Source organism: Marinobacter daqiaonensis (assembly GCF_900115285.1).
Lineage (GTDB): Bacteria > Pseudomonadota > Gammaproteobacteria > Pseudomonadales > Oleiphilaceae > Marinobacter > Marinobacter daqiaonensis.
In genome coordinates this window covers 2,730,637-2,753,716 of record NZ_FOYW01000001.1, presented here as the reverse complement: position 1 = coordinate 2,753,716, position 23,080 = coordinate 2,730,637, and the positions used below count along the sequence as shown (strand labels likewise).

Genomic DNA, 23,080 nt, shown 5'->3' with positions numbered 1-23,080 from the left:
TAACGGAGAACAACATGAGTAAAAAGCAGGTCGAGCTCTACTGGGACGTCGGCAGCACCAACACCTATTTCGCCTACAAGCTGCTCAAGCCAATACTTCACCAGACCGGTGCGGAACTGGTTCTGCATCCGTTCAATCTCGGATACGTCTTTCGTGCCAACAATTATGTACTCATGGAAGAGCCGCCGGCAAAGCTGGCGAACCGCAAAAGGGACCTGATGCGATGGGCGGAGAAATACAATCTGCCCTTCAGGTTTCCCGATGTGTTTCCTATCAAGACGAGCCGCGTGCTGCGCGGTGCTCTGGCAATGCGGCGCTGGAACCTGGAGGCCGCCTTTACGGAGGCCGTCCTCGACGCCTACTGGGAATGTAACGACGCGAGCATCGCGGACTTTGCCGGGCTGCGGCCGATCGTGCGCTCTCTCGGTGTTGATCCGGCGGCGTTCGAGGAACTCAGCGAAAGCGACGAGATCCGCCAACAGCTGGTGGACAGTACCAACCAGGGGCTCGATCGGGGGGTGTTTGGTGTTCCCAGCCTGTTTGTTGGCGATGAGTTGTTCTGGGGCAAGGATCGAATGGATTTTGTGGAGGAGGAGCTGCTCAGGTCTTAACAGGACCTCGCAGCAGGGGATACAGCAAGCCCCGTGATCCGTCGGGCTGACTCCGCCAGCCCCCCCCCCGAAAAGTGGCGCAACGCCGTTGGCCGTGTTTCACTTCAAAGCGGACCTGTCCATCAACTGAGGGAGATTATCGCCATGCCCATTCCTGCTGATCTTGAAGTCCGGCTCTCGATACCGGCCATCGCCGCCCCCATGTTCCTGACATCCGGTCCGGACCTGGTGGTGGAAACCTGCCTGAACGGTGTCATCGGCACCTTCCCGGCACTTAACCAGCGCACTACGGAAGGTTTTGAGGAGTGGCTTCTGGACATCAAGGCCCGCCTCTATGGTCAGGCTGCCGCGCCCTACGGCGTCAACCTGATTGTCCATAAATCCAATCCCCGTCTGGAGGCGGATCTGGAGCAGGTCGTCAAACACAAGGTGCCCCTCGTCATTACTTCCCTGGGCGCTGTGCCGGAGGTGGTGAAGGCCGTGCACTCGTATGGCGGCTTGGTCTTTCACGATGTCGTCAACCGCCGCCATGCCGAAAAAGCCGCCGAAGCCGGCGTCGACGGCATCATTGCCGTATCCGCGGGGGCCGGCGGCCATGCCGGCACCGTCAGTCCCTTTGCCCTTGTCCAGGAGATCCGACAGGTGTTCGACGGCACCATCGTTCTGGCGGGGGCCATCAGCACCGGTGAGCAGATTGCCGCGGCGCGGCTGATGGGGGCGGATCTGGCCTATCTGGGCACCCGGTTCCTGGCAACGCGGGAGGCGATGGTCCAGCCCGAGTACAAAACCATGGTACGGCAGAGTCTGGCGTCGGATATCGTTTATACCCCCAAGATATCCGGGGTTAACGCCAATTTCCTCAAACCGAGTATTGAAGCGCAGGGACTGGACCTGTCCTCAATGGAGGAACACCGTGGTCTCAATATGGAAAACGAAGTCAAGGCGTGGAAAACGGTCTGGTCGGCGGGCCACGGCGTTGGCGCCATTACTGACGAGCCGCCAGCGGCCGAGCTGTGCCGCCGACTGGTGGACGAATATCAGGCGGCGATGAAGCAGGCCTGCGCGGATCCGTTCGCCCGATAATCCGGTCAACCATCGAAAGGTTTCACCGGCCGGTCACGACAACGACGAAAATGAGGACTAGCGAATGCTTTTTCAGGAATCCGCAAAAGCCAGAGAACTTCTGGAGCAGGTAAGACGGTTCATGACGGAGGAGGTCTTACCCGTCGAACACCTGTATCGCGAACAGGCCAGCGGAGAGAATCGTTACCATACTCCGGCGATTGTCCAGGAACTGAAATCAAAGGCAAAGACAGCCGGTCTGTGGAACCTGTTTCTTCCGGGGGATCATGGAGCAGGACTGACGAACCTGGACTATGCCCCACTGGCGGAGGAGATGGGCCGTATCCTGTGGGCTTCCGAGGTGTTCAACTGTTCGGCTCCGGACACCGGCAATATGGAGATCCTGTCCATGTTCGGAACACCGGAGCAGAAGAAGCAATGGCTTGAGCCACTGCTGGCAGGTGAGATCCGTTCCGCCTTTTCCATGACCGAGCCGGCGGTGGCATCCAGTGATGCCACCAACATCCAGTGCGAGATCCGCCGTGACGGTAACGAGTATGTGATCAATGGCCGTAAGTGGTTTACCTCAGGTGCCATGAACGAGGCCTGTAAACTGCTGATCGTGATGGGCAAGACCGATCCGGATAACGCCGACCGGCACCACCAGCAGTCGATGATCCTCGTGCCCAGGGACACAGCGGGGGTGCACATCATTCGCGACATGACCGTGTTCGGGTACGACGAGGCGCCGGTGGGACATCCCGAGATTGTCTACGACAATGTACGGGTACCCGCTTCGAACATTCTGCTTGGGGAGGGCCGGGGGTTCGAAATCGCCCAGGGTCGCCTGGGTCCGGGTCGTATTCATCATTGCATGCGGCTTATCGGCTGCGCGCAGCGGGCCCTGGAAATGCTTTGCCAGCGAGCGGAACAGCGGGAGGCGTTCGGACGCCGACTGTCGCAGTTCGACTCGGTAAGGGAGGAAATCGCCAACTCCTTCTGCGAGATCGAGCAGGCGCGGTTGCTCACCCTGAAGGCGGCTGACAGGATGGATCAGGAAGGCAACAAGGCGGCAAAGGATCTGATCGCCGCCGCCAAGATCGTGGTCCCGTCCATGGCAGCCCGGGTCATCGACCGGGCCATTCAGGTCTATGGCGGTGCCGGAGTATGCCAGGACACCTTCCTGCCGGAAGCCTGGATGTACGCCCGCTATATCCGTATTGGTGACGGCCCGGACCAGGTACACCGGGCCGCGTTGTCCCGCCAGCTGCTCCGGACTTACGGGGTCTGACCGATTTTTCCGCAGGAAAACAGGGTCTGACCCCATATTAAGGAAGGCAGCCAGCGACGGCCCGCCGGAATTGGGGTCTGACCCCAATTTCCGGGTCAGCCGGAGAAATGCCCCTCCATACCCTTGCGAATCATGTGTTTCTGGATCTTGCCGGTGCCAGTGCGAGGAAACTCTTCGACGACCACAATGGCCTTAGGGACCTTAAAGCCGGCGAGGTGCTCCCGGCAGTATTCGATGAGCTCTTCCTCCGCGGCATCCTCATCCGGCATGAGGATGACACTGGCGGTGATGGCCTCTCCCCAGCGCTCATGGGGCACCCCGATGACCGCCGCTTCCGCCACCTTGGGATGGCCGATAAGGCAGCGTTCAACCTCCAGGGACGCCACGTTTTCGCCGCCGGTCTTGATAATGTCCTTCTTGCGATCGGTGAACCAGATGGCGCCGTCCTCGTCGATGGAGGCGATGTCGCCACTGTGGAACCAGCCGTACTTGAAGGCCTCCCCGGTCTTCTCGGGCTGGTTCAGGTATTCGGTCATCACCTGTGGTCCCCGGTAGACGATCTCGCCGGTTTCACCCGGCGGGAGCAACCGGCCATGATCATCCATTATGGCCACGCGGGTCATGGGGGTGGCGGTACCCCAGGAACCGGCCTTGGACCACTGGTGTTCCGGACGGATCAGGCAGGTGGCCGGAGTGAATTCGGTCTGGCCGGAACCCAGGACCACGTCGGCGTTGGGGAAGGCATCGTGGATCACCTGGAGCTTGGACTCCGCCATGGGAGCCATGGCATAGAGTGCGCGATGTACTGAGGAGAAGTCCCGTTGGCTGGCCTCCGCGTCAGTCAGTATTTCAGTGAACATCATGGGCAGGAACACCAGCATGTAGACCTCATGTTCCTCGATCAGTCTGGCGCACTCCCGGGCATCAAAGCCCTTCGCAAGTACCAGCTTGCCGCCCATCATATAAGTGGGCAGAGCCAGGCAGTTCACTGCGGTACAGTGGAATAGCGGCAATTGGCACAGCATGGCCGCTTCCGGCGGCAGCTGGTTGGCAATGATGTTGGACATGGCCGCTATGGTCACCGCCTGATGGCTGGTGACAACACCCTTGGGATTGGCGGTGGTGCCGGAAGTGTAGAGCAACTGCACCGGATCCCGGTCACCCACCACCACTTCGATGGGATGCTCGCTGCCATTGTCGATCAGCTCCCGAAACGGGCGCCACGTGCGGTCTCCGCTGCTGGTGGCGGAAGTGCCGGTCGAGTAGAGGAACTCCAGGTCCGGGCACTGGTCCGGCAGCGCCCGGCCTGCCTCGGCCAGGGCTTCCTCGACGATGAGAATGCGGGTACCGCAGTCGTTCAGGCAGTAGGCGATCTCATGGGGCTTGAGGCCGAGGTTCACCGGCGCAAACACCAGGTTGGCCTTGGCGCAGGCCATATAGCACACCATCAGCTCCAGACAGTTGCGGGCCAGCAGCCCCACCGGTTCGCCCGCTTTCAGGCCAAGGCCGAGCAGACTGTGGGCCATGCGGTTGGCCTGCTCCTCGAACTCCCGGTAGGTCAGGGTGCGGCCATCATCGACCATTGCCACATTGTCGGGAAAGAGATCCGCTGCCCGGGTTAGTATGTCGCCGGCGCAGACACGGTCGATCATGTTCATGGCGGGAGTGGTTCCACCTTGAGCTTGCCTGGCCATAAAAGCCTCCGCAGGATTGTTGGTCCATTGTTCTTGTTTCGACAAATCTAGCGGACCAAAAGGATTTGAGCAAGCGCTTGGTCTACAATGTTGGAGCGCTCCGAGAACGGATCGCCCAGAACGGACCGGTGGCCTGCAATACCGGATTTACTATAGAATGCCGCCCCATTCCCAACCCTTTTTCAACTTCGTGGACAGAGAGCCGGAACCTTGGAATTCAGTGAAGATATCCGCAACGAACTGATAGAAGATGGCAGGATCACTGACCCGAAAAGCCCCCGGGGCGCGGTCCTCAACACCGCTGCCAGTCTGTTCCGGCGCAAGGGCTACCTGCAGACAACCGTGCGGGATATCGGCCGCGAAACGGGCATTCTGCCGGGGAGTATCTTCCACCATTACCGCAGCAAGGACGAAATCCTGCGCACGGTTATGGAGGAAAGCATCATTCTCAACCTGACCCGTCTCAAGCGTGCACTGACGGAGAGCCAGACGCTCGAGGACAGGCTGCGCACGCTGATATCAGTTGAGCTCTACGCCATGAACGGCGAAACCGGCGAGGCCTGGAGCGTCATGGTGGATGAATGGCGCAACCTCTCGGACGAGGGCAAGGCGACCATCCTGAGATTGCGGGAAGAGTATGAAAGCATCTGGCTGGAGGTGCTGCGGGAAGCCCGCAAGGACGGGCTGGTGACCATGGAGCCGGGTATACTGCGCAAGCTGCTGGCCGGCTCCCTTCACTGGACCCCCACCTGGTTCCGGCATGGCAGAGGGCTGTCTCTGGATGATCTCACCGACCGGGTACTGCAACTGGCCACAAGTGTCCCGTCCAGGTAGTCAATGAATTATCCGGACGGAACACGGGCCGTCGTCCCTGACGGCCCAGCGTGAGCCGGTCCCGATTACTGTCCGCCGGGGTGGGTGCCCATGAACTTGGACAAAATGCCCAGCATCACTTCGTCCGCCCCTCCTCCAATGGACACCAGCCGGAGGTCCCGGTAGAGCCGGGTGATCAGAGTCTCGTTCATGAAGCCCATACCGCCGTAGTACTGGAGGCAGGCGTCGGTCACTTCCCGGCAAAGACGGCCGGCCTTCAATTTTGCCATGGATGCCAGCCGGGTCATGTCCTCCCCGTTGATATAGCCTTCTGTTGTCCGGTACACCAGGGACCGCAGCAGTTCCACCTCGGTCTGCAGCTCCGCCAGGCGGAAATGGATGGTCTGGTTGTGCAGTAGCGGCTTGCCGAAGGCAATGCGCTGACGGGTGTAGTCAATGACGTCCTGGATGCATTTCTCCAGAGTGCGCAGTGTGCTTGCGGACCCCCACAGCCGCTCTTCCTGGAACTGCTGCATCTGATAGATGAATCCCATGCCCTCCTCACCAATGCGATAGCGCTGGGGTACCCGCACGTCCTCGAAGAAGATCTGGGCTGTGTCGGAGCTGCGCATGCCCAGCTTGTCGAGCTTGCGGGCCACGGTTACCCCCGGGGTGTCCATGGGTAGCACGATCAGGGACTTGTTCTTGTGGGCAGGACCGTCGCCGGTGTTGGTCAGCAGGCACATGAAGTCAGCCTGGGTACCATTGGTGATCCACAGTTTGCCGCCATTGATGATGTAGTCGTCGCCGTCCTTGCGGGCATTGGTCCTGATGGACGCCACGTCGGAGCCGGCGCCGGGTTCCGACACGCCAATGCAGGCAACGTAGTCGCCGGAAATGGCTGGTGCCAGAAATTCCCGGCGAAGTTCGTCCGAGCCGATTTTGGCCAGGGCCGGGGTGGCCATATTGGTCTGTACGCCCACCGCCATGGGAATGGAGCCGCAGTTCACTTCCCCCATGGCTTCGCAGAAGGCAAGGTCATAACTCCAGTCGAGCCCCATGCCGCCAAAGGCCTCCGGTTTCGTGATGCCCAGGAACCCCTTGGCACCCATTTTCCGGAACAATTCCCGCGCCGGGAAGATGCCTTCCTCCTCCCACTGGTCGACGTAGGGATTGATCTCGTCCGCCACAAACTTGCTGACGGACTCGTAGAGGCTCTTGTGCTCGGTGGTATAACGCATGCTGCTCTCCAATCGGGCAGGGCGGCTCGCCCCGGGGCATTATGTGGGTCTGTCTGGATGTCATTCAGACATGAGACCAATCATTCGGTCAAATTATAGTAGCGGCAATCTTGAATTTGACCAAGTGTTAGGTCTAACCTTGAATTGACGACAAACGAGAGGGTAAACGCGATGGATCTTACCCCCGGCGGGACACACACGGGCCACCGGCTGATGCTTATTGGTGATCACCGGGTCTTCTACTACGGCCTGCTGGGCAGGCCGGCGATCCGCAACTTCGGCTGTGCCACTCTTTATGTGGCAGACCAGGCGCCGTTGAACGTAGACCTGGGTGATGGCTGGCAGGCACAGCACCTGGCCTGGGTGCCACCCTATACGCCCCATCGGATCCGGTCCCGTGACCGGCATCTGGCCGTGGTGATGCTGGAGCCCGAATACACCGACACGGAAGGGGCCGGTCTCTGTATCCACGACAGGCTGATGACTGATCCACTGGCATTGAAGGCACGAGTGCTGGCAGGAGTGGGCCGATTGCAGCAGGCGGCTTCGGAAAATCGTCTTTCGGACAGTGAGTTTGACGACCTGCTGTTCGGGCAGTCCCTGCCCCGTCGCACGCTGGATCCCCGAGTCAGCCGTGTCGTGGATCATATCTGTGAATATACCGCCGAGCCCTGCGGTGCCTCTGACCTGGCGGAACTGGAGGGGCTTTCTCTGTCGCGGTTTCTGCACCTCTTCAAGGCGGAGACAGGGGTCTGCCTGCGCAAGTACCGGGCCTGGCGCCGGGCCCGCAGTCTGCTCTATCACGTCCGCTCAGCGTCGACACTGACCGACATTGCCCTGGAAACCGGCTACCCGGACTCCACCCATTTCAGCCACTCCATACGTCGAATCTACGGGCTGCCGCCGCGGGATATTGTCAATGGTTCCCGCAGGCTGCGAATCCGTGTGCAGGTTCCGGCCGCGGAAACACCGGTTTCCGCGCGGGCAGCCAGTTCGCGCAAGCTGGTCACATCGCGCACTGCTATGGTCTAGTGCCCCTTAACACAGCTCCAATTCGTGAGACGGATGATCAGAGGTTCATCATGACCCAACAACAAGTACAAAAAACCGACCCCAGCCTCGGCTCCCACTACATCGGGGGCATCGGTGACTGGTTGCGCTACCACGCCTGGTATCGCCCGGATAGCGAGGCGCTGGTGTACAACGAGGACCGTGTCAGCTACAGCGAACTCGACCAGCGGGTGAACCGCGCGGCCAACATGCTGGCGGCACGCGGTATCACCCAGGGCAGCCGGGTGGCGCTGCTGATGATCAACAGTACCGCGTTCCTGGAAACCTTCTTTGCCTGCGCCAAGCTCGGCGCCATTGCGGTTCCCCTGAACTTCCGGCTAAGCCCCCGGGAACTGGAATTCATCATCAACGACGCCGAAGCCTCGGTGGTGGTCTATCACGCCCGCCTGCTGCCCCTGCTGGAACCCATCCGCAGTGAAACCACCCTGCAGCATGCCATTGCCGTGAACGGTGAGTGTGGCGAGGGTGTCCGCGGCGCCGAAGGCGACCCGGACTACCGGGAGAGCCTGGCCGCGGCGGATACCTCCGACCGGAATGTCCTGGTAGCCCAGGACGACCCGCTGATGATGATGTACACCTCCGGCACCACCGGTAAGCCTAAGGGAGCGCTGCTGACCCACGCCAACCCTACCTGGATCGCCATCAACACCCAGATGAGTCCCCTGGCCTTCAACACCTCGGACAGCACCCTGACGGTGGCGCCCCTGTTCCATATCGGTGGCCTGGCCATCTACACCCTGCCCATGCTGTATTGCGGCGCCCGCATCGTATTGCAGCCCCAGTTCGAGCCGGAAACGCTTCTCAGGGACCTGGAGCAGGAGCGCATCACCTCCCTGTTCGTGCTGCCGGCCATGTGGCTGATGCTCAGCCAGCGGCCGGACTTCGATGATTACGACCTGTCCTCCCTGAAGGTGCTGCTGTCCGGGGGCGCGCCCTGCCCCATTCCGGTCATCGAGTTCTTCCAGAAACGGGGCTTCCAGTTCCTGGAGGGCTTCGGCATGACCGAGACCTGCGCCTCAGCCTGTGTCCTCAACAACGAAAACGCGGTGCGCAAGAACGGCTCGGTGGGCAAGCCCCTGATCCATGTCCAGATGCGCATCGTGGACGAGAACGACAACGATGTGGCCCCCGGAGACACCGGCGAGCTGGTGCTGCGCGGCCCCAGCATGTTCCGGGAATACTGGAATCGCCCGGACGCCACCGCCGAGGACTGGCGCAACGGCTGGTTCCACAGTGGTGACCTGGCCCGACAGGACGAGGAAGGCTTCTATTACATTGTTGATCGCAAGAAAGACATGCTGATTTCCGGCGGTGAGAACGTCTATCCCACCGAGGTGGAACAGGTGCTCTATCGCCACCCGAAAGTCCGTGACGTGGCGGTAATCGGCGTACCCGACGAAAAGTGGGGTGAAGTGCCCTTGGCCCTGGTGGTCCCCGAGGAGGGCGAGGCGCCTACCCTGGAAGAGATCCAGGCCCACTGCGGGGACCAACTGGCCCGTTTCAAGATTCCCAGGCACCTGGTGGTGCTGGATGAACTGCCCCGCACCGCCACGGGCAAGGTGCTCAAGCGGGAACTGCGCAAGCAGTACCAGTAACCTGACGATCCAACCGAGGAAGATCCATGTCCATCAGCAGTCCCTTCTACACCGCCGAACACGAGGCTTTTCGGGATTCGGTCCGGACCTTTGTCCGCAAGGAGATCGAGCCCTTTGTCACCGAATGGGACGAGGCCGGCACGTTCCCGCGGGAGCTGTACAGAAAGGCAGCGGACATTGGCCTGATTCCCCTGGGGTACCCGGAACAGTACGGCGGCATCGAGGCGGACCTGTTCTACATGATTATCGCTGCCCAGGAGCTGGCCATGGCCGGCTGTGGTGGTCTGTCCGCCAGCCTGATGAGTCACGGTATCGGCACGCCGCCCATCGTGAAGTACGGTTCCGAGGAGCTCAAGCAGCGGGTGCTGCCGCCCATCTATTCCGGTGAGGCCATCAGTGCCCTGGCCATCACCGAGCCAGGCGGTGGCTCCGATGTGGCCGCCCTGAGGACCACCGCCCGGCGCGACGGTGACCATTACGTGGTGAATGGCTCCAAGACCTTCATCACGTCCGGGATGCGGGCGGACACCTACACCGTTGCCGTTCGCACCGGCGAGGCCGGCCACAGGGGCATCTCCCTGCTGGTGATTGACCGGGACACCCCCGGCTTCACCCGCACTCCCCTGGACCGGAAGATGGGCTGGTGGTGTTCCGACACCGCCACTCTCTATTTCGACGATTGCCGGGTACCGGCGGGCAATCTTCTGGGAGAGGAAAACCAGGGGTCGAAGATGATCATGAACAACTTCAACTTCGAGCGCATCTTCATGGCCGCAGGCTGCGTCGGCTTTGCCCGGGCCTGCTATGAGGAAACCGTGGAGTACGCCCGTCAACGCCAGACCTTCGGCAAATCGTTGATAGAGCACCAGGTGATCCGTCACAAGCTGGCGGACATGTACATGAAGATCGAGGCCAGCCAGGCCTACCTGGAAAAACTGGCCTGGCAAATCGAGCAGGGGGACAACCCGGTGGCGGATGTCTGTCTGCTCAAGAACCAGAGTACCCTGACCATGGAGTACTGTGCCCGGGAAGCGGTGCAGACCCTTGGTGGCGCCGGCTACCTGCGGGGTCCGAAGTCGGAACGCATCTACCGGGAGGTACGGGTCAACGCCATCGGTGGTGGTGCCGAAGAGATCATGCGGGACCTGGCGTCGCGCCAGCTTGGCCTGTAAGCGGAATTTTCCAGCGGAGTCCTTATGTCAGACAAGGTTGTAAAAATTGGCGGTGCCTCGGGTTACTGGGGCGACACTGCTCTGGGGCCGAAACAGCTGATCCGCCACGGTGGCGTGGATTACCTGATCCTGGACTACCTGGCGGAGATCACCATGTCGATCCTCGCCAAGGCCCGGTCCCGGGATCCGGAAGCGGGCTATGCCACGGACTTCATCGACCGGGTCATGAAACCGTGGGTGCGGGAGATTGCCGACAAGCGCATCCGGGTGATTGCCAATGCCGGCGGGGTAAACCTGCAGGCCTGCCGCCGGGCCCTGGAAGCCGTGGCGGAAGAGGCTGGAGTGACGCTGAAGATCGGCACCGTGGAGGGGGATAACCTGCTCGACCGGGCCGACGAACTGCGGGACAAGGGCCTGCGGGAGATGGAAACCGGCGCCGCCATGCCTGACACGGTCATGAGCGTGAATGCCTACCTGGGCGCTTTCCCCATTGCCGCCGCCCTGGATGCCGGCGCCGATATCGTGGTGACCGGCCGCTGTGTCGACAGCGCGCTGGCGGTGGGGCCCCTGATCCACGAATTCGGCTGGAAACCGGAGGATTACGATCGCCTGGCTGCCGGCGGACTGGTGGGACACCTGATCGAATGCGGCGCCCAGACCAGCGGAGGCAATTTCACCGACTGGCAGGACACTGAAGACGGATGGGAGAACACCGGTTTCCCCATTGCCGAAGTGTCGGCGGATGGCAGCTTTGTGCTCACCAAACCGCCTGAGACCGGCGGGCTGGTATCGCCGCTGACCGCCGGTGAGCAGATGCTGTACGAGATCGGCGACGCCCACAGCTACATCCTGCCGGATGTGATCTGCGACTTTACCCGGGTCACCATGGAGCAGGTCGGTGAGGACCGGGTCCTGATAAAGGGCGCCCGGGGCCGGGAGCCCACTGCAAGCTATAAGGTCAGCGCCACCTATCTTGGCGGTTTTGCCTGCATAGGCAGTTTTGTGATCGTGGGCCGGGACGCGGCCGCCAGGGCCAGGCGGATGGGCGAGGCGATCCGCAACCGTGCCTCCGCCATGCTGGAGGACGAGGGCCTGCAGGCGTTTACCAAGTCGGACCTGCAGGTGATTGGTGCCGAAGCCATGTTCGGCGATCACGCACGACCGGAGGCCCTTCAGGCCCGTGAGGTCGTGCTACGCCTGGGCGTTCACCACCCCCGCAAGGAAGGCGTCGAACTCTTTTCCAAGGAATTCGTGGGAGCGGCTCTCTCCATGTCACCGGCGGTGACCGGCGTCACGCCGGGGCGGCCTCGCCCGAGCCCCGTCGTGGGCCTGTTCTCGGGCCTGATCAACAAGGACCAGGTACCGGTAACCGTGAAAGTGGGAGGCGATCCGGTAGCCCTGCCGCAGGCCTGCCAGCAGGGACCGGGACAGCCGCAACCTGCGGAGGAGCTGGAGCCGCCCGACGTGATCGGGGGCGCCACGGTATCGATACCGCTGATCCGTCTCGCCGTTGCCCGCAGTGGCGACAAGGGCAACTACGCGAACATCGGTGTGATTGCCCGGGACCCCCGTTTTTTCGATGTTATTCGTGCTGCCCTGACCCCGGAGCGGGTGAAAGCCTGCTTCAGCGGGCTGACCCGGGGCAAAGTTACGGCGCACCCGTTGCCGGGCATCCACGGCATCAACTTCCTGCTGGCGGAGTCCCTGGATGGAGGAGGCGTCAGCTCCCTCCACCTGGACCCTCAGGGGAAAACCTATTCCCAGGTACTGCTGGAGCTGGAAATTCCGGTTCCGGAACAGGAGGCCCGCAGCTGGGGGCTGCTCTGATCCCCGGCGGCAGTCCGCACAACACCTGCAATGGCCCTACCCTGTCGTTCCGGACCGGACTTCAGCGCCCCGAACACGGCCTGAAGGTTTTCCGATCCGCGACGCCAGCAACGGGGAACCTGGCTGCCATGGTTCAGGAAATACCCTGGAGCGTGGCCGCCTCTTCCTGGTTCTCAAGGGCCCGTTTGAAGGCATCCCGCTGCTGAATCCGCTCCCAGTATGCCCGGGTGTTGGGACCGAACTCTCCCTCCAGGTTCAGGTTCTCCGCCAGCATCAGGGCATAGGCCACCGAGATGTCCGCAGCGGTGAAGGTGTCACCGAGGATCCACGGTGCAGTCGTCCCCAGGGAGGCCTCCACGGCCCTCAGGCGTCCCAGGAACCACTTCTTATAGTCCTCAGCGACCTGGGGGACACGCCGTTCTTCCGGCTCCAGCCGGGTGTAGCGCAAGACCAGGGTCTGGGGGAAAGTGAGGGTCGCCTCGCCGAAATGCAGCCAGTTGAGGTAGGCCCCGTAACGAGGGTCATCCACCGGGACATTCAGCTGCCCCTGACCGTAGCGTTCCGCCAGATACTGGGCAATGGCAGAGGATTCGGTCATGAAGATGTCACCATCGAAGAAAGCGGGAATGGTGCCCAGGGGGTTGATGCCCAGATAGTCTTTTTTGAACATCCGGGGCGGAAACGGCAGCATGTGCAGGTCGTAGTCCAGCGCCAGTTCCTCCAGGGCCCACAGTGCCCGGAACGAGCGGGCGCTCATGCAGTGGTAAAGCTTGATCATAGGTTTTCCCGTTTGTTGGTTTTTTCCGATTCTAGTATTGACCAAACGCTTGATCAAATTTATGTTGAGATAACGAACGGCTAACGGAATTCCGCCTCTCCAGCCAGTCGGCACAAGACGGCCCGGCGGAATTCTCTCAGGATAGTCAATGGTACTGGTGTGTTACACCGGTGAGAAATCCACGAATCTGGAATACCAGGCTTATGGCAGTCATCGAGTCCAAAATTTCCACTGGTGGCGACACCTTTCGCGACAACCGACAGGGCATGCTATCGATTCTGGAGCGCATTCGTGAGCTCGAGAACCGCACCCGGACCAAATCCGAGGCATCCAAGGCGCGGTTCGAGAAACGGGGCCAGTTGCTGCCCCGGGAGCGTATCGCCCTGGTGCTGGATCCCGGCGCGCCCTTCCTGGAGCTGTCCACCCTGGCCGGTTTCGGGCTTGATACCCCCGACCCGGACACCAGTGTACCCGGCGGTGGGGTGGTGGCCGGCATTGGTTACGTTTCCGGCGTACGGGTGATGATCGCCGCCAACGATTCAGGCATCGACGCCGGCGCGCTGCAGGCCATGGGTCTGGAGAAACAGCTTCGGGTGCAGGAACTGGCGCTGCAGAACAAGCTGCCCTATGTGCAACTGGTGGAAAGTGCCGGTGCCAACCTGCTCAAGTACCAGGTGGACCAGTTCATCCACGGCGGTACCCTGTTCGCCAACCTGACCCGGTTGTCGGCGGCGGGCCTGCCGGTGGTCACGGTAACCCATGGCTCCTCCACGGCAGGCGGTGCCTACCAGACTGGCCTGTCCGATTACATCATCATGGTGCGGGACCGGTCCCGGGCATTCCTGGCAGGACCGCCACTGCTCAAGGCAGCCACCGGTGAAATCGCCACCGAGGAAGAGCTGGGCGGGGCCGAAATGCACACGAGCATCTCCGGCCTGGGGGACTACCTGGCGGAAGATGATCGCGACGCGCTGCGTATGGTGCGGGAAATCGTTGCCCAGCTGGACTGGGATGGAGATCAGCCGGAAGAGAAGTCCCGGTCCTTCCAGCCTCCCCGCTACGACCGGGAAGAACTGCTGGGCATCATGCCCATGGATTACAAGCGTCCGGTTGACATGAAGGAGGTGATCGCCCGCATCGTGGACGATTCCTACTTCCTGGAATTTGGTGCCAACTACGGGTCGTCCACTGTCTGTGGTCACGCCAAAGTGGAAGGCCTGGCCGTGGGCATTCTCACCAACAACGGCCCCATCGACCCGGCGGGCGCCACCAAGGCCACCCATTTCATCCAGGCCTGCTGCCAGTCCCAGACTCCGATCCTGTACCTGAATAACACCACCGGCTTTATGGTCGGCAAGGAGTACGAGCAGGCCGGCATCATCAAGCACGGGTCCAAGATGATCCAGGCGGTCACCAACGCCACCGTGCCACAGATCACCATCTACTGTGGGGCCTCCTTTGGCGCAGGCAACTATGGCATGTGCGGCCGGGGCTTCGCCCCCCGGTTCTGTTTCTCCTGGCCCAACGCCAAGACCGCGGTAATGGGTGCCGAACAGGCGGCGAAGACCATGACCAACGTCACCGAAGCCGCGATGATGCGCAAGACCGGCGAGGTGGATCATGAGCGTCTGGCGGCCATGGAGAAGAAGATCATCGACACCTTTGAAAGCCAGATGGATGTGTTCACCACCAGCGCCCGGCTGCTGGATGACGGTGTGATCGACCCGAGGGAAACCCGCTCGGTACTGTCCTATGTGCTGTCGATCTGCCGTGACGCGGAGCGGCGCGAGCCCCACCGGATGCAGTTTGGCGTGGCGCGTCCCTGATCCAGCGGATTCCCGGAGCCTGGCCGGCATGGCCGGCTGTCCCAAGAATGAGAACGGTGTCTGACCATCATGACCACGACAACAGCGAATCAACCGACTCCCTTCAGCAAGGTGCTGGTGGCCAACCGGGGCGAGATTGCGCTCCGCGTCATCCGCTCCGCCCGTGACCTGGGCTACCGTACCGTGGCGGTATATTCCACCGCCGACCGCAATGCCCGCCACGTCCGGGCCGCCGACCAGGCCGTGGCCATTGGCGGCGACCTGCCAGCCGATTCCTATCTCCGCATCGACCGGATCATCGAGGCGGCCCGGCTCAGCGGAGCCGATGCCATCCACCCGGGTTATGGTTTCCTGGCGGAGAACCCGGAACTGCCCCGGGCCTGCAGGGAAGCCGGTCTCGTGTTCATCGGCCCGTCGGCCGAATCCATCGTGGCCATGGGTCACAAGGCAGGCGCCAAGCGGCTGATGATGGACGCCGGGGTGCCCTGCGTGCCCGGTTACCAGGGCGAGGATCAGAGTGAGGACCGGCTGATCCGCGAAGCGGACGAGGTCGGCTTTCCGGTGATGATCAAGGCCACCGCCGGTGGCGGTGGCCGGGGCATGCGGCTGGTGGAGACCGCGGAAGACTTTCCCGCCGCCCTGGGCAGTGCCCGGTCGGAGGCGGAAAGCGCCTTTGGCGACCCGGAGGTGATCCTGGAGCGGGCCATCATCAACCCCCGTCATATCGAGATCCAGGTGATGGCGGATCGCTACGGCAACGCGGTCTATATCGGCGAGCGTGACTGTTCCATTCAGCGTCGCCACCAGAAGGTGGTGGAGGAGGCGCCCTCTCCGGCGGTGTCTCCGGAACTGCGCGCCCGGATGGGTGAAACCGCCGTGGCCGCCGTCAAGGCCATCAACTATGAAGGGGCCGGTACCCTGGAATTCCTGCTGGACCAGGACGGTAACTTCTATTTCATGGAAATGAACACCCGCCTCCAGGTAGAGCACCCGGTGACCGAGTCCATTACCGGCCTGGACCTGGTGGAGCTGCAACTCCGGGTTGCAGCCGGCCAGCCGCTGCCCCTGGACCAGGACGACATCGTTCTGAAAGGCCATTCCATTGAAGTGCGTCTCTGCGCGGAAAGCCCCAGCGAAGGTTTCATGCCCCAGAGCGGCACGATGGCCCTGTGGCATATGCCATCCACCCTGCGAGTGGAGGATGCGGTGGAGACGGGCTCCGAGATACCACCCTTCTACGACTCCATGATTGCCAAGCTGATCAGCACCGGCGCAGACCGGGAAGAAGCACGGCGACGTCTGGTGAGTGGCCTGCAGGATGCCACCGCCCTGGGAGTGGAAACCAACCAGGCCTTCCTGCGTGCCTGCCTGGAGCATCCCACCTTCATCCGCGGGGAAGCCACCACGGCTTTTGTGGCGAACCATCAGGACGAACTGCTGGCGCGGGACAAAGGCATCGATGCCCGTGCCCGGCTGCTGGCGGCCGTATTGCTGTACACCACCGATGCCTGGGGCGTTTACGGTGGTTCCATCAGCACCATCACTCACCGTTTGCCTATCATCTTCCGCTTCAGTGTGGATGGCGAGGCAGCGGACGCCCGGGTAAGCAATCAGGGTAACGGTTGTTTCCAGGTGCAGTTGAATGACGACAGCACCGAACTGACGCTGGATGCCGTCAACGGCAGCCAGGTTCGGTTCGGTTGCCAGGGCCTTTCAGAGACTGCGGACCTGGTTCGCGAAGGCAGCCGGCTCTATCTGCGTTACCGGGGTCAGTCCTACCGGGTGGACGATCATACCCACGAGGCGGCCACCGCAGGCGATGAAGCCGGTGACGGGATCATCCGTGCGTCCATGAACGGGCGTGTCGTCGCCCTGCATGCCAGCGAGGGCGATGCCGTGGAGGCGGGCCAGCCGATTATTGTGCTGGAGGCCATGAAGATGGAGCATGTCCATACGGCGACGGTTGCCGGCACCCTCACCTCACTCACGGTCAGCGAAGGGGAGCAGGTAACTGCCGGCAGGGTGGTGGCAGAAATAACACCTGAGAATGAGGCCCCCGCGAAAAACGAAGGATAAACAGGAGCAGATCATGTCAGCACCATCCGGTACCGAAAATCAGACCGTCCTACTGGAGCAGCGGGGGCCGGCCCTGTGGATTACCATCAACCGACCGGAAAAGCGCAATGCCATTAACAATGACGTCATCGCCCGTATCCGTGAAGGTTACCTGAAGGCGGAGTCCGACCCGGAGATCCGGGTAATCGTGCTCACCGCTGCCGGCGAAAAGGCCTTCTGTGCCGGCGGTGATCTGCAGCCGGGCCAGGGATTCGCTTTCGACTATTCAAAGCCCAATGCGGAGTACGCCGACCTGTTCCGGCTCGCGGTCAACACCACCACCCCCTGTATTGTGCGGGTGAACGGAATCTGCATGGCCGGCGGCATGGGCCTGCTCTGTATGGGTGACATGGCGGTGGCCCACAACGAGGTGAAATTCGGGCTACCAGAAGTCAAGGTTGGGCTCTTCCCCATGCAGGTGCTCAGCCTGATGCAACGCCTGGTGCCCCGCCGTGTCCTGCGGGAATGGACCCTCACCGGTGAGCCCTTTACTGCCGCCGAGGCCCTGCAGCATGGCCTGCTGAACCACGTCGTGGCGCCTCAGGAACTGGACGCCAAGGTGGACTGGCTGATCAGTCGACTGACGGACCGGTCTCCCACCGCCATCCGCCGTGGCAAGTACGCCATGAAGGCCATCGAGGACATGAGCTTCGAGCAGGCCATTGCCTATACCGAAACCCAGCTGGCCACCATGGCTCTGACGGAGGACGCCAAAGAGGGTATGGCGGCGTTCAATGAAAAACGCGCACCGGAATGGCCGGGACGCTGACGACAGAGGAAGTGCCCGATATGAAGGCTGTTCTATGCAGGCAGTATGGCCCACCAGAATCGCTGGCGGTAGAAGACATACCCTCCCTGGAACCGGCCGAGGGGGAGGTAATCATCTCGGTCCATTCCTGTGCCGCAAACTTTCCCGATACGCTGATCATTGAGGGCAAGTACCAGTTCAAGAGGGCTTTTCCCTTTGTTCCCGGGGGAGAGGTGGCCGGAACCATCAAGTCGGTGGGAAAAGGCGTCGAGGGGTTCGCTCCCGGAGACCGGGTCATCGGCATACCCGGCTGGGGTGGCTTCGCCGAAGAAACGCCGGTCAGCGCACGCAAGGTGGTGCGACTGCCGGACCCTGTAAGCATGGATGCCGGCGCCGCCCTGGTTATCACCTACGGCACCACCCACTATGCGCTCGAGGACAGGGCTCGCCTGCAGCCCGGTGAAACCCTGCTGGCACTGGGCGCCGCGGGCGGCACCGGGCTGGCCGCGATCGAGCTGGGCAAGGTAATGGGCGCCCATGTAATTGCCGCCGCGTCCACCGATGAAAAACTCGAGGTCTGCCGGCAGCACGGTGCGGATGAGACCATCAACTACAGCCAGGACAGCCTTAGGGAACGCATCAGGGAACTGACCGATGGCCGGGGCGTCGATGTGGTCTACGATCCGGTCGGCGGTGAGTACAGCGAACCCGCCCTGAGGGGCATGGCCTGGAACGGCCGCTACCTGGTGATCGGCTTTACCGCGGGTGAGATCCCCAGGCTGCCCCTGAACCTTCCCTTGCTGAAAGGATGCGCCATTGTCGGTGTGTTCTACGGCGCCTTTCAGGAGAAGGAACCGGCGCGTTTCCGTGAGCTGATGGGCGAGTTGACCGACTGGCTCGCCGAGGGCCGCATCAAGCCCCGGATCACGGCCCGCTATCCCCTGGAAGAGACGGCCCGGGCGCTGATCGATCTGAAGGAGCGGCGGGCCACCGGCAAGCTGATTGTCTATACCGGGCTTGGCCGGGACGGGGGATGAACCGTGGAGGTAAGGGATAAGGTTGTCGTTGTCACCGGCGGTGGCAGTGGCATAGGGCGAAGCATGGCCCTGCGTTTCGCCGCCGAAGGCGCCAGGGGTGTGGTGGTTGCCGACCTGGATATCGAGGCGGCACGACGGGTGGCTGCGGAAATCGCGGGCCTGGCCTTGCAGGTGGACGTCGGTGTCGAGGCGGATATCGTGGGACTGGTCGACGAGACCACTGACCACTATGGGCCGGTAGACCTGTTCTGTTCCAACGCGGGAATCGCTGTTGCCGGTGGCATCGAGCTGCCGGATGAGCAGTGGCGACGCACCTGGGATATCAATGTCATGGCCCATGTCTATGCCGCACGCGCCCTTGTCCCCCGCATGCTGGCACGGGGCCACGGCTATCTGCTGCAAACGGCTTCGGCGGCGGGACTGCTGTCGCAGTTCGACGCATCCTATGCCGTTACCAAGCATGCCGCGGTCAGTTTCTCTGAATGGCTCTCCATTACCTATGGTGCCCGCGGCATCGGGGTGAGCTGTCTGTGCCCGGGCGCCGTTGACACACCGATGCTGAACAGCGTTTCCGATGTGAGGCGGGAACTGATGTCAGGCGGTCACGAACTGACGCCGGACGAGGTGGCCCGGGTGGTGGTGGAGGGATTGCGGGAGGAACGGTTCCTGATTCTGCCACACCAGGAAGTGCTGACCTACTACCGCGCCAAGTCCGAGGATATTGACCGTTGGCTGCGGGGCATGCAGCGGCTGCACGCCAGGGCTGATTGAGGCAGGGAGATCACAATGAGGCCGTGCGGGCCAGTGCGCTTTGCACGGGCCCGCCGTTACTCATCTACAGGCCATACGACTCCACGTCGACCTTCGACAGAATCTCCTCCCAGTAAAGATTGGCCAGGTCTTCCGAGTCAGACAGGTCTGCGGTATCCATCAGCCGGACCCATTTTTCGACAATGGGTCGGAGGGTTTCGATCTTGTCGTCGGCATTGGTCATGCCATACTGCTCGGTGTAGTTCCTGGCGATCTCCTTGATGTCCTGTTCCACGAAGGACCTGGATGCCTGCACCAGTTCTTCGGACGGTTCGTGGATATTCACGCCACTCTCCCTGGCTTCCTCGAAGTCCCGGTCACCATAGACCTGGTAGCGCCAGGTCATGTCCGCCATCAGGTGACTGGCGGCCTTGAGCAGATCTTCCCGGTGTTCGGTGGAAAGATCCCGCCAGGGGGCCAGGCCGACGCTCAGTGAGCCCCCGGAGAAGACACCACCGGGAACACCCACGGTTATGTCCGTAACCACGTCCTTGAGCCCGAAATTCCCCAGTTCCGGATTGGATTGTATGGTGCAGTCCACCACACCCTGTTCCAGCGCCTCATAGACCTCGTTACCGGACAGGGAAACGCCGGACGCGCCGAAGTGTGCTGCCCAGCGGGACCATTGCGCGCCGGCAACCCGGAGCCGTTTCCCCTTGAGGTCCTCGGCGGTCTTGATCGGACTGGTGCACAGAAGCTGATATTCCGGCGTTGCCCCCATGGGCAGATAGATCTGACTCTGTTCGATGAAATCCTCGGTGCAGTCACCACAGTTCAGCAGCAGAAACTCGCCCATGGCGCCGGCGTAGGCCATGCCCTGACGCCCTTTGGCTCTCGAATCCAGCGCCAGCAGCATGGTCAGTTCGGCGGCCATGTTGGCGTGTGGATACTGGCGGGGGAAGTAGGGCGTCAGCACATTGCCGATATCGGCGATGCCGTCCCGGACGCCATCGGACATTTCCGCCAGGTTCAGCAGTGACATGGCATAGAGCTTGACGGTGACCTCACCACCGGTTTCCTGCTCCAGCTTCTCGGCAAACGTTTTGGCAGCGTCATCGGCCGCGGAGTTGGGCGGGAAGCCCAGCGCATAACTGAGTTCCTCCGCCTGAGCGCTCATGGTAACGGCCAGACCGGCTGCCAGTGCAACCGGCAACAGTGCTTTTCGGAATCGGGGGGATGCAGGCATGATGTGCCTCCTTGTTATCGTTGTTTTACCGCAGGCCGCGGTTCCCTGATGTCATGATTTCAGGGCTTTACGGCTTCCCAGAACCACGGTGTTCAATGCAGCGCCGCCATCGATCAGGATGTCGACACCGTTGATATAGCCAGCCAGGTCCGAGCACAGAAAGGCGATCAGATGGGCCACCTCCCGGGGATCACCAACACGGCCGGTGGGGACCAGCCGTACCGCCTGGTCGAAGATTTCCTGTGGCATGGCCATGACATTCTCGGTGCCGATGACACCTGGCAGGATGGCGTTGCAGGTGATGCCGCTGCCCGCGAATTCCAGGGTAACGTTCTGGGTGAGCCCCAAAACCCCGGCCTTGGTGGCAGCATACCCTGCCTGGTTGTACAGACCTCCGCGGGCTGCCGCCGAGGAGATGTTGACAATGCGACCCCAGCCGCGCTCGGCCATGCCCGGGGCAATGGCCTGGATCAGGTTGAAGGGCCCGCTGAGATTGACACCCAGCTCTTTCTGCCAGGCGTCCGGCGACATACGGCTGATGGGCGCGATGTTTTTCACGATACCGGCGTTGTTCACCAGGATGTCGATAGGCGCCAGTTCCTCCTCTACCGAGGCAACCGCGTCCCGTACGGCCTGGTTATCAGCCACATCGGCGTGCCTGTAGGCGGCCTTGCGGCCAAGTGCCCGTACTTCTTCCACGGTGGCGGCAGCCTGTTCGTCAACATCAAGGATGGCGATATCGGCCCCCAGCTCTGCCAGGTAGTTGGCAGCAGCGCGCCCGAGCCCCCTTGAGGCGCCGGTAATCAGGGCGGTTTTCCCGTCCAGTCTCATCATGGTCAGTCCTTCAGGTTTCTGGTGGGTATCGCCCGATGCTTGCTGGTCCAGTCGATACCGATCTGAGCGGGAAGCGCAGGGTCCATGTCGGACCGGTCGGCATTTTTCTTGTAGCTGAACTGGCGGCAGGCCTGACCCGGCATCTGTTGTACGTGCCCGTCGATAACAAAAAACCGGGGATTGGATCCGTCAGGACCGTCCCGCAACTGGGCTCGGTTGGAGGCCGCGCAGTGGGTGCAATAGGTGGGCGCCTGGCGGCGATTGAAATTGATGTTGTGGGGCTCTTCCATGGTCGGCGAAAGCGGTTCACCGTAGTGGAACATGTCCCGCCACATCTCGCCCCGGAACAGGCGCCCACCGCTTCCACAGGGATCAAGGTGGAACACGAAGCGGTCGTCTTCCTCCGTGACCGAGAAATCCGCACAGTGATAGTTCCAGGTTTTGGCGACCTCCTCCAGCAACTCCTGATCGCTCAGGGCGCGGTAATGGGGGAAACCGGCGTCAAACGCCGGTTCGTAGGTCTGCGCCAGCATCTCATCCAGATAGTCGGCGCCGCCCTTTTCGAGAGCCGTGGCGTAGAAGTACTCCAGCCATACCACGCCAAAGTCGTGCCAGGGTTGCCATTCCTTGCGCTGTCCTTTCAGCAGTGGTTCGATATCCGTATCTCCGGCGTCCAGCCTGTTTCGCGCCTGTTGGACCCGGGTTTCAGATAGGGTTTCAAGTTCCCGGTCCGTGAACAGCCGGGCACCCTTGCTGCTGAGCTTGCGGAAGCGCATCCGGCAGTGGCCGCCCTCGCCCTTTTCAGTAGTCCAGACGTCCTCGCCAAGGGACTCATTGAGGGCGTTCTGGCAGGCCTTGCAACCCTGGCAGAAAGTGCTTACACCGTCACTCCAGCGTCCGTACCAGTCCGGATGACGATCCGCCAGTCCCTGGCGCTCCAGTTTGCCTCCGCTGCCACAGGGTTCCAGGTCCAGAATGACCTCGCCATCGGTTTCCCGAAGGGGAGCGAGGTGGGCATCCCCCTGGTAGCGATAGATGCTGATCAGATCGGCGAAGGCGCGTTTTTCATCGCCCTGTCGCAACTGGGCATGCCAGGTTTTCATCAGTTGACGTCCGATGTCCTCCAGCAACCGGCGGGCCTCGGTCTCACCGAAATCCTGCCGCAGCTTGCCCATCTTCCGGGCCAGGGCGTGGGCGGACAGGGCATCAAGGCCGGCGTGGCCCCGCTCCATCTGATCCAGCCAGTGTCTGACGGCATCCAGGTCGCCTTTGGCGAGCGCCTCCAGAGCGCGCTGTTCAAAGGGGCGTGTCAGGCTATCAAGCTGTTGTTGGCTGAACTGCACGGTCATGGCGGAGCGCTCCTGAAAAG

At 61.9% G+C, this 23,080-nt stretch carries 19 protein-coding genes; 13 read left to right on the top strand and 6 right to left on the bottom strand.

Annotated features, from left to right (window positions below; translation table 11 throughout):
• The first annotated feature begins 14 nt into the window (after positions 1 to 14).
• From BM346_RS12520 to BM346_RS12510, 3 genes are all read left to right on the top strand, one after another.
• Positions 15 to 611, top strand: coding sequence for a 2-hydroxychromene-2-carboxylate isomerase (locus BM346_RS12520; RefSeq protein WP_092012998.1), 597 nt, complete (start codon positions 15 to 17; stop codon positions 609 to 611).
• A 144-nt stretch (positions 612 to 755) separates the two neighbouring features.
• Positions 756 to 1,694, top strand: a complete 939-nt coding sequence (locus BM346_RS12515; RefSeq protein WP_092012995.1) for an NAD(P)H-dependent flavin oxidoreductase — start codon at positions 756 to 758, stop codon at positions 1,692 to 1,694.
• A 64-nt stretch (positions 1,695 to 1,758) separates the two neighbouring features.
• Entirely contained in the window at positions 1,759 to 2,964 is a 1,206-nt protein-coding gene (locus BM346_RS12510; protein WP_092012992.1) for an acyl-CoA dehydrogenase family protein, read from the top strand.
• Between the two features lie 95 nt (positions 2,965 to 3,059).
• Here the strand turns inward: BM346_RS12510 and BM346_RS12505 are convergent, their stop codons facing one another.
• Entirely contained in the window at positions 3,060 to 4,658 is a 1,599-nt protein-coding gene (locus BM346_RS12505) for a class I adenylate-forming enzyme family protein (protein ID WP_092012988.1), read from the bottom strand.
• A 210-nt stretch (positions 4,659 to 4,868) separates the two neighbouring features.
• Here BM346_RS12505 and BM346_RS12500 point away from each other — a divergent pair, with 210 nt between their 5' ends.
• On the top strand, positions 4,869 to 5,492 hold the full coding sequence (locus BM346_RS12500; RefSeq protein ID WP_092012985.1) for a TetR/AcrR family transcriptional regulator: 624 nt from the start codon (positions 4,869 to 4,871) through the stop codon (positions 5,490 to 5,492).
• A gap of 65 nt (positions 5,493 to 5,557) precedes the next feature.
• On the opposite strand, the gene BM346_RS12495 is transcribed toward BM346_RS12500, so the two are convergent.
• On the bottom strand, positions 5,558 to 6,712 hold the full coding sequence (locus BM346_RS12495; RefSeq protein WP_092012983.1) for an acyl-CoA dehydrogenase family protein: 1,155 nt from the start codon (positions 6,710 to 6,712) through the stop codon (positions 5,558 to 5,560).
• Positions 6,713 to 6,883: 171 nt separating this feature from the next.
• On the opposite strand from BM346_RS12495, the gene BM346_RS12490 reads away from it, so the two are divergent.
• From BM346_RS12490 to BM346_RS12475, 4 genes are read left to right on the top strand one after another with little or no spacing between them, the layout of a single operon-like run.
• On the top strand, positions 6,884 to 7,744 hold the full coding sequence (locus BM346_RS12490) for a helix-turn-helix transcriptional regulator (RefSeq protein ID WP_092012980.1): 861 nt from the start codon (positions 6,884 to 6,886) through the stop codon (positions 7,742 to 7,744).
• A 50-nt stretch (positions 7,745 to 7,794) separates the two neighbouring features.
• The gene (gene menE, locus BM346_RS12485; RefSeq protein ID WP_092012977.1) at positions 7,795 to 9,378 is read left to right on the top strand and encodes an o-succinylbenzoate--CoA ligase; all 1,584 of its coding nucleotides are present in this window, start codon (positions 7,795 to 7,797) and stop codon (positions 9,376 to 9,378) included.
• Positions 9,379 to 9,404: 26 nt separating this feature from the next.
• The gene (locus tag BM346_RS12480) at positions 9,405 to 10,550 is read left to right on the top strand and encodes an acyl-CoA dehydrogenase family protein (protein ID WP_092012974.1); all 1,146 of its coding nucleotides are present in this window, start codon (positions 9,405 to 9,407) and stop codon (positions 10,548 to 10,550) included.
• 24 nt (positions 10,551 to 10,574) lie between these two features.
• Positions 10,575 to 12,377 carry an acyclic terpene utilization AtuA family protein gene (locus tag BM346_RS12475; RefSeq protein ID WP_092012971.1) on the top strand — a complete coding sequence of 601 codons (1,803 nt, stop codon included), beginning with the start codon at positions 10,575 to 10,577 and terminating at the stop codon, positions 12,375 to 12,377.
• 133 nt (positions 12,378 to 12,510) lie between these two features.
• On the opposite strand, the gene BM346_RS12470 is transcribed toward BM346_RS12475, so the two are convergent.
• Positions 12,511 to 13,155, bottom strand: a complete 645-nt coding sequence (locus BM346_RS12470; protein WP_092012968.1) for a glutathione S-transferase family protein — start codon at positions 13,153 to 13,155, stop codon at positions 12,511 to 12,513.
• A 203-nt stretch (positions 13,156 to 13,358) separates the two neighbouring features.
• Here BM346_RS12470 and BM346_RS12465 point away from each other — a divergent pair, with 203 nt between their 5' ends.
• The 5 genes from BM346_RS12465 (at position 13,359) to BM346_RS12445 (ending at position 19,652) form a co-directional block, all read left to right on the top strand.
• Positions 13,359 to 14,981: an acyl-CoA carboxylase subunit beta gene (locus BM346_RS12465; protein ID WP_092012965.1), complete on the top strand. Its 1,623-nt coding sequence runs from the start codon at positions 13,359 to 13,361 to the stop codon at positions 14,979 to 14,981.
• Between the two features lie 69 nt (positions 14,982 to 15,050).
• Positions 15,051 to 17,057: an acetyl/propionyl/methylcrotonyl-CoA carboxylase subunit alpha gene (locus tag BM346_RS12460; RefSeq protein ID WP_174805136.1), complete on the top strand. Its 2,007-nt coding sequence runs from the start codon at positions 15,051 to 15,053 to the stop codon at positions 17,055 to 17,057.
• A 13-nt stretch (positions 17,058 to 17,070) separates the two neighbouring features.
• Complete coding sequence (locus BM346_RS12455; protein ID WP_092012959.1) at positions 17,071 to 17,865, top strand: enoyl-CoA hydratase/isomerase family protein; 795 nt, start codon at positions 17,071 to 17,073, stop codon at positions 17,863 to 17,865.
• Positions 17,866 to 17,885: 20 nt separating this feature from the next.
• Positions 17,886 to 18,881 carry an NADPH:quinone oxidoreductase family protein gene (locus BM346_RS12450; RefSeq protein ID WP_092012955.1) on the top strand — a complete coding sequence of 332 codons (996 nt, stop codon included), beginning with the start codon at positions 17,886 to 17,888 and terminating at the stop codon, positions 18,879 to 18,881.
• Between the two features lie 3 nt (positions 18,882 to 18,884).
• On the top strand, positions 18,885 to 19,652 hold the full coding sequence (locus BM346_RS12445; protein WP_092012952.1) for an SDR family oxidoreductase: 768 nt from the start codon (positions 18,885 to 18,887) through the stop codon (positions 19,650 to 19,652).
• Between the two features lie 64 nt (positions 19,653 to 19,716).
• On the opposite strand, the gene BM346_RS12440 is transcribed toward BM346_RS12445, so the two are convergent.
• The 3 genes from BM346_RS12440 to BM346_RS12430 are packed head-to-tail and all read right to left on the bottom strand — an operon-like array spanning position 19,717 to position 23,060.
• On the bottom strand, positions 19,717 to 20,877 hold the full coding sequence (locus BM346_RS12440) for a C4-dicarboxylate TRAP transporter substrate-binding protein (RefSeq protein ID WP_092012949.1): 1,161 nt from the start codon (positions 20,875 to 20,877) through the stop codon (positions 19,717 to 19,719).
• Positions 20,878 to 20,928: 51 nt separating this feature from the next.
• Complete coding sequence (locus BM346_RS12435; protein ID WP_092012946.1) at positions 20,929 to 21,711, bottom strand: SDR family NAD(P)-dependent oxidoreductase; 783 nt, start codon at positions 21,709 to 21,711, stop codon at positions 20,929 to 20,931.
• Between the two features lie 2 nt (positions 21,712 to 21,713).
• A complete protein-coding gene (locus BM346_RS12430; protein WP_092012943.1) occupies positions 21,714 to 23,060 on the bottom strand; it encodes a hypothetical protein in 1,347 nt (448 codons plus the stop codon).
• Positions 23,061 to 23,080: the final 20 nt, after the last annotated feature.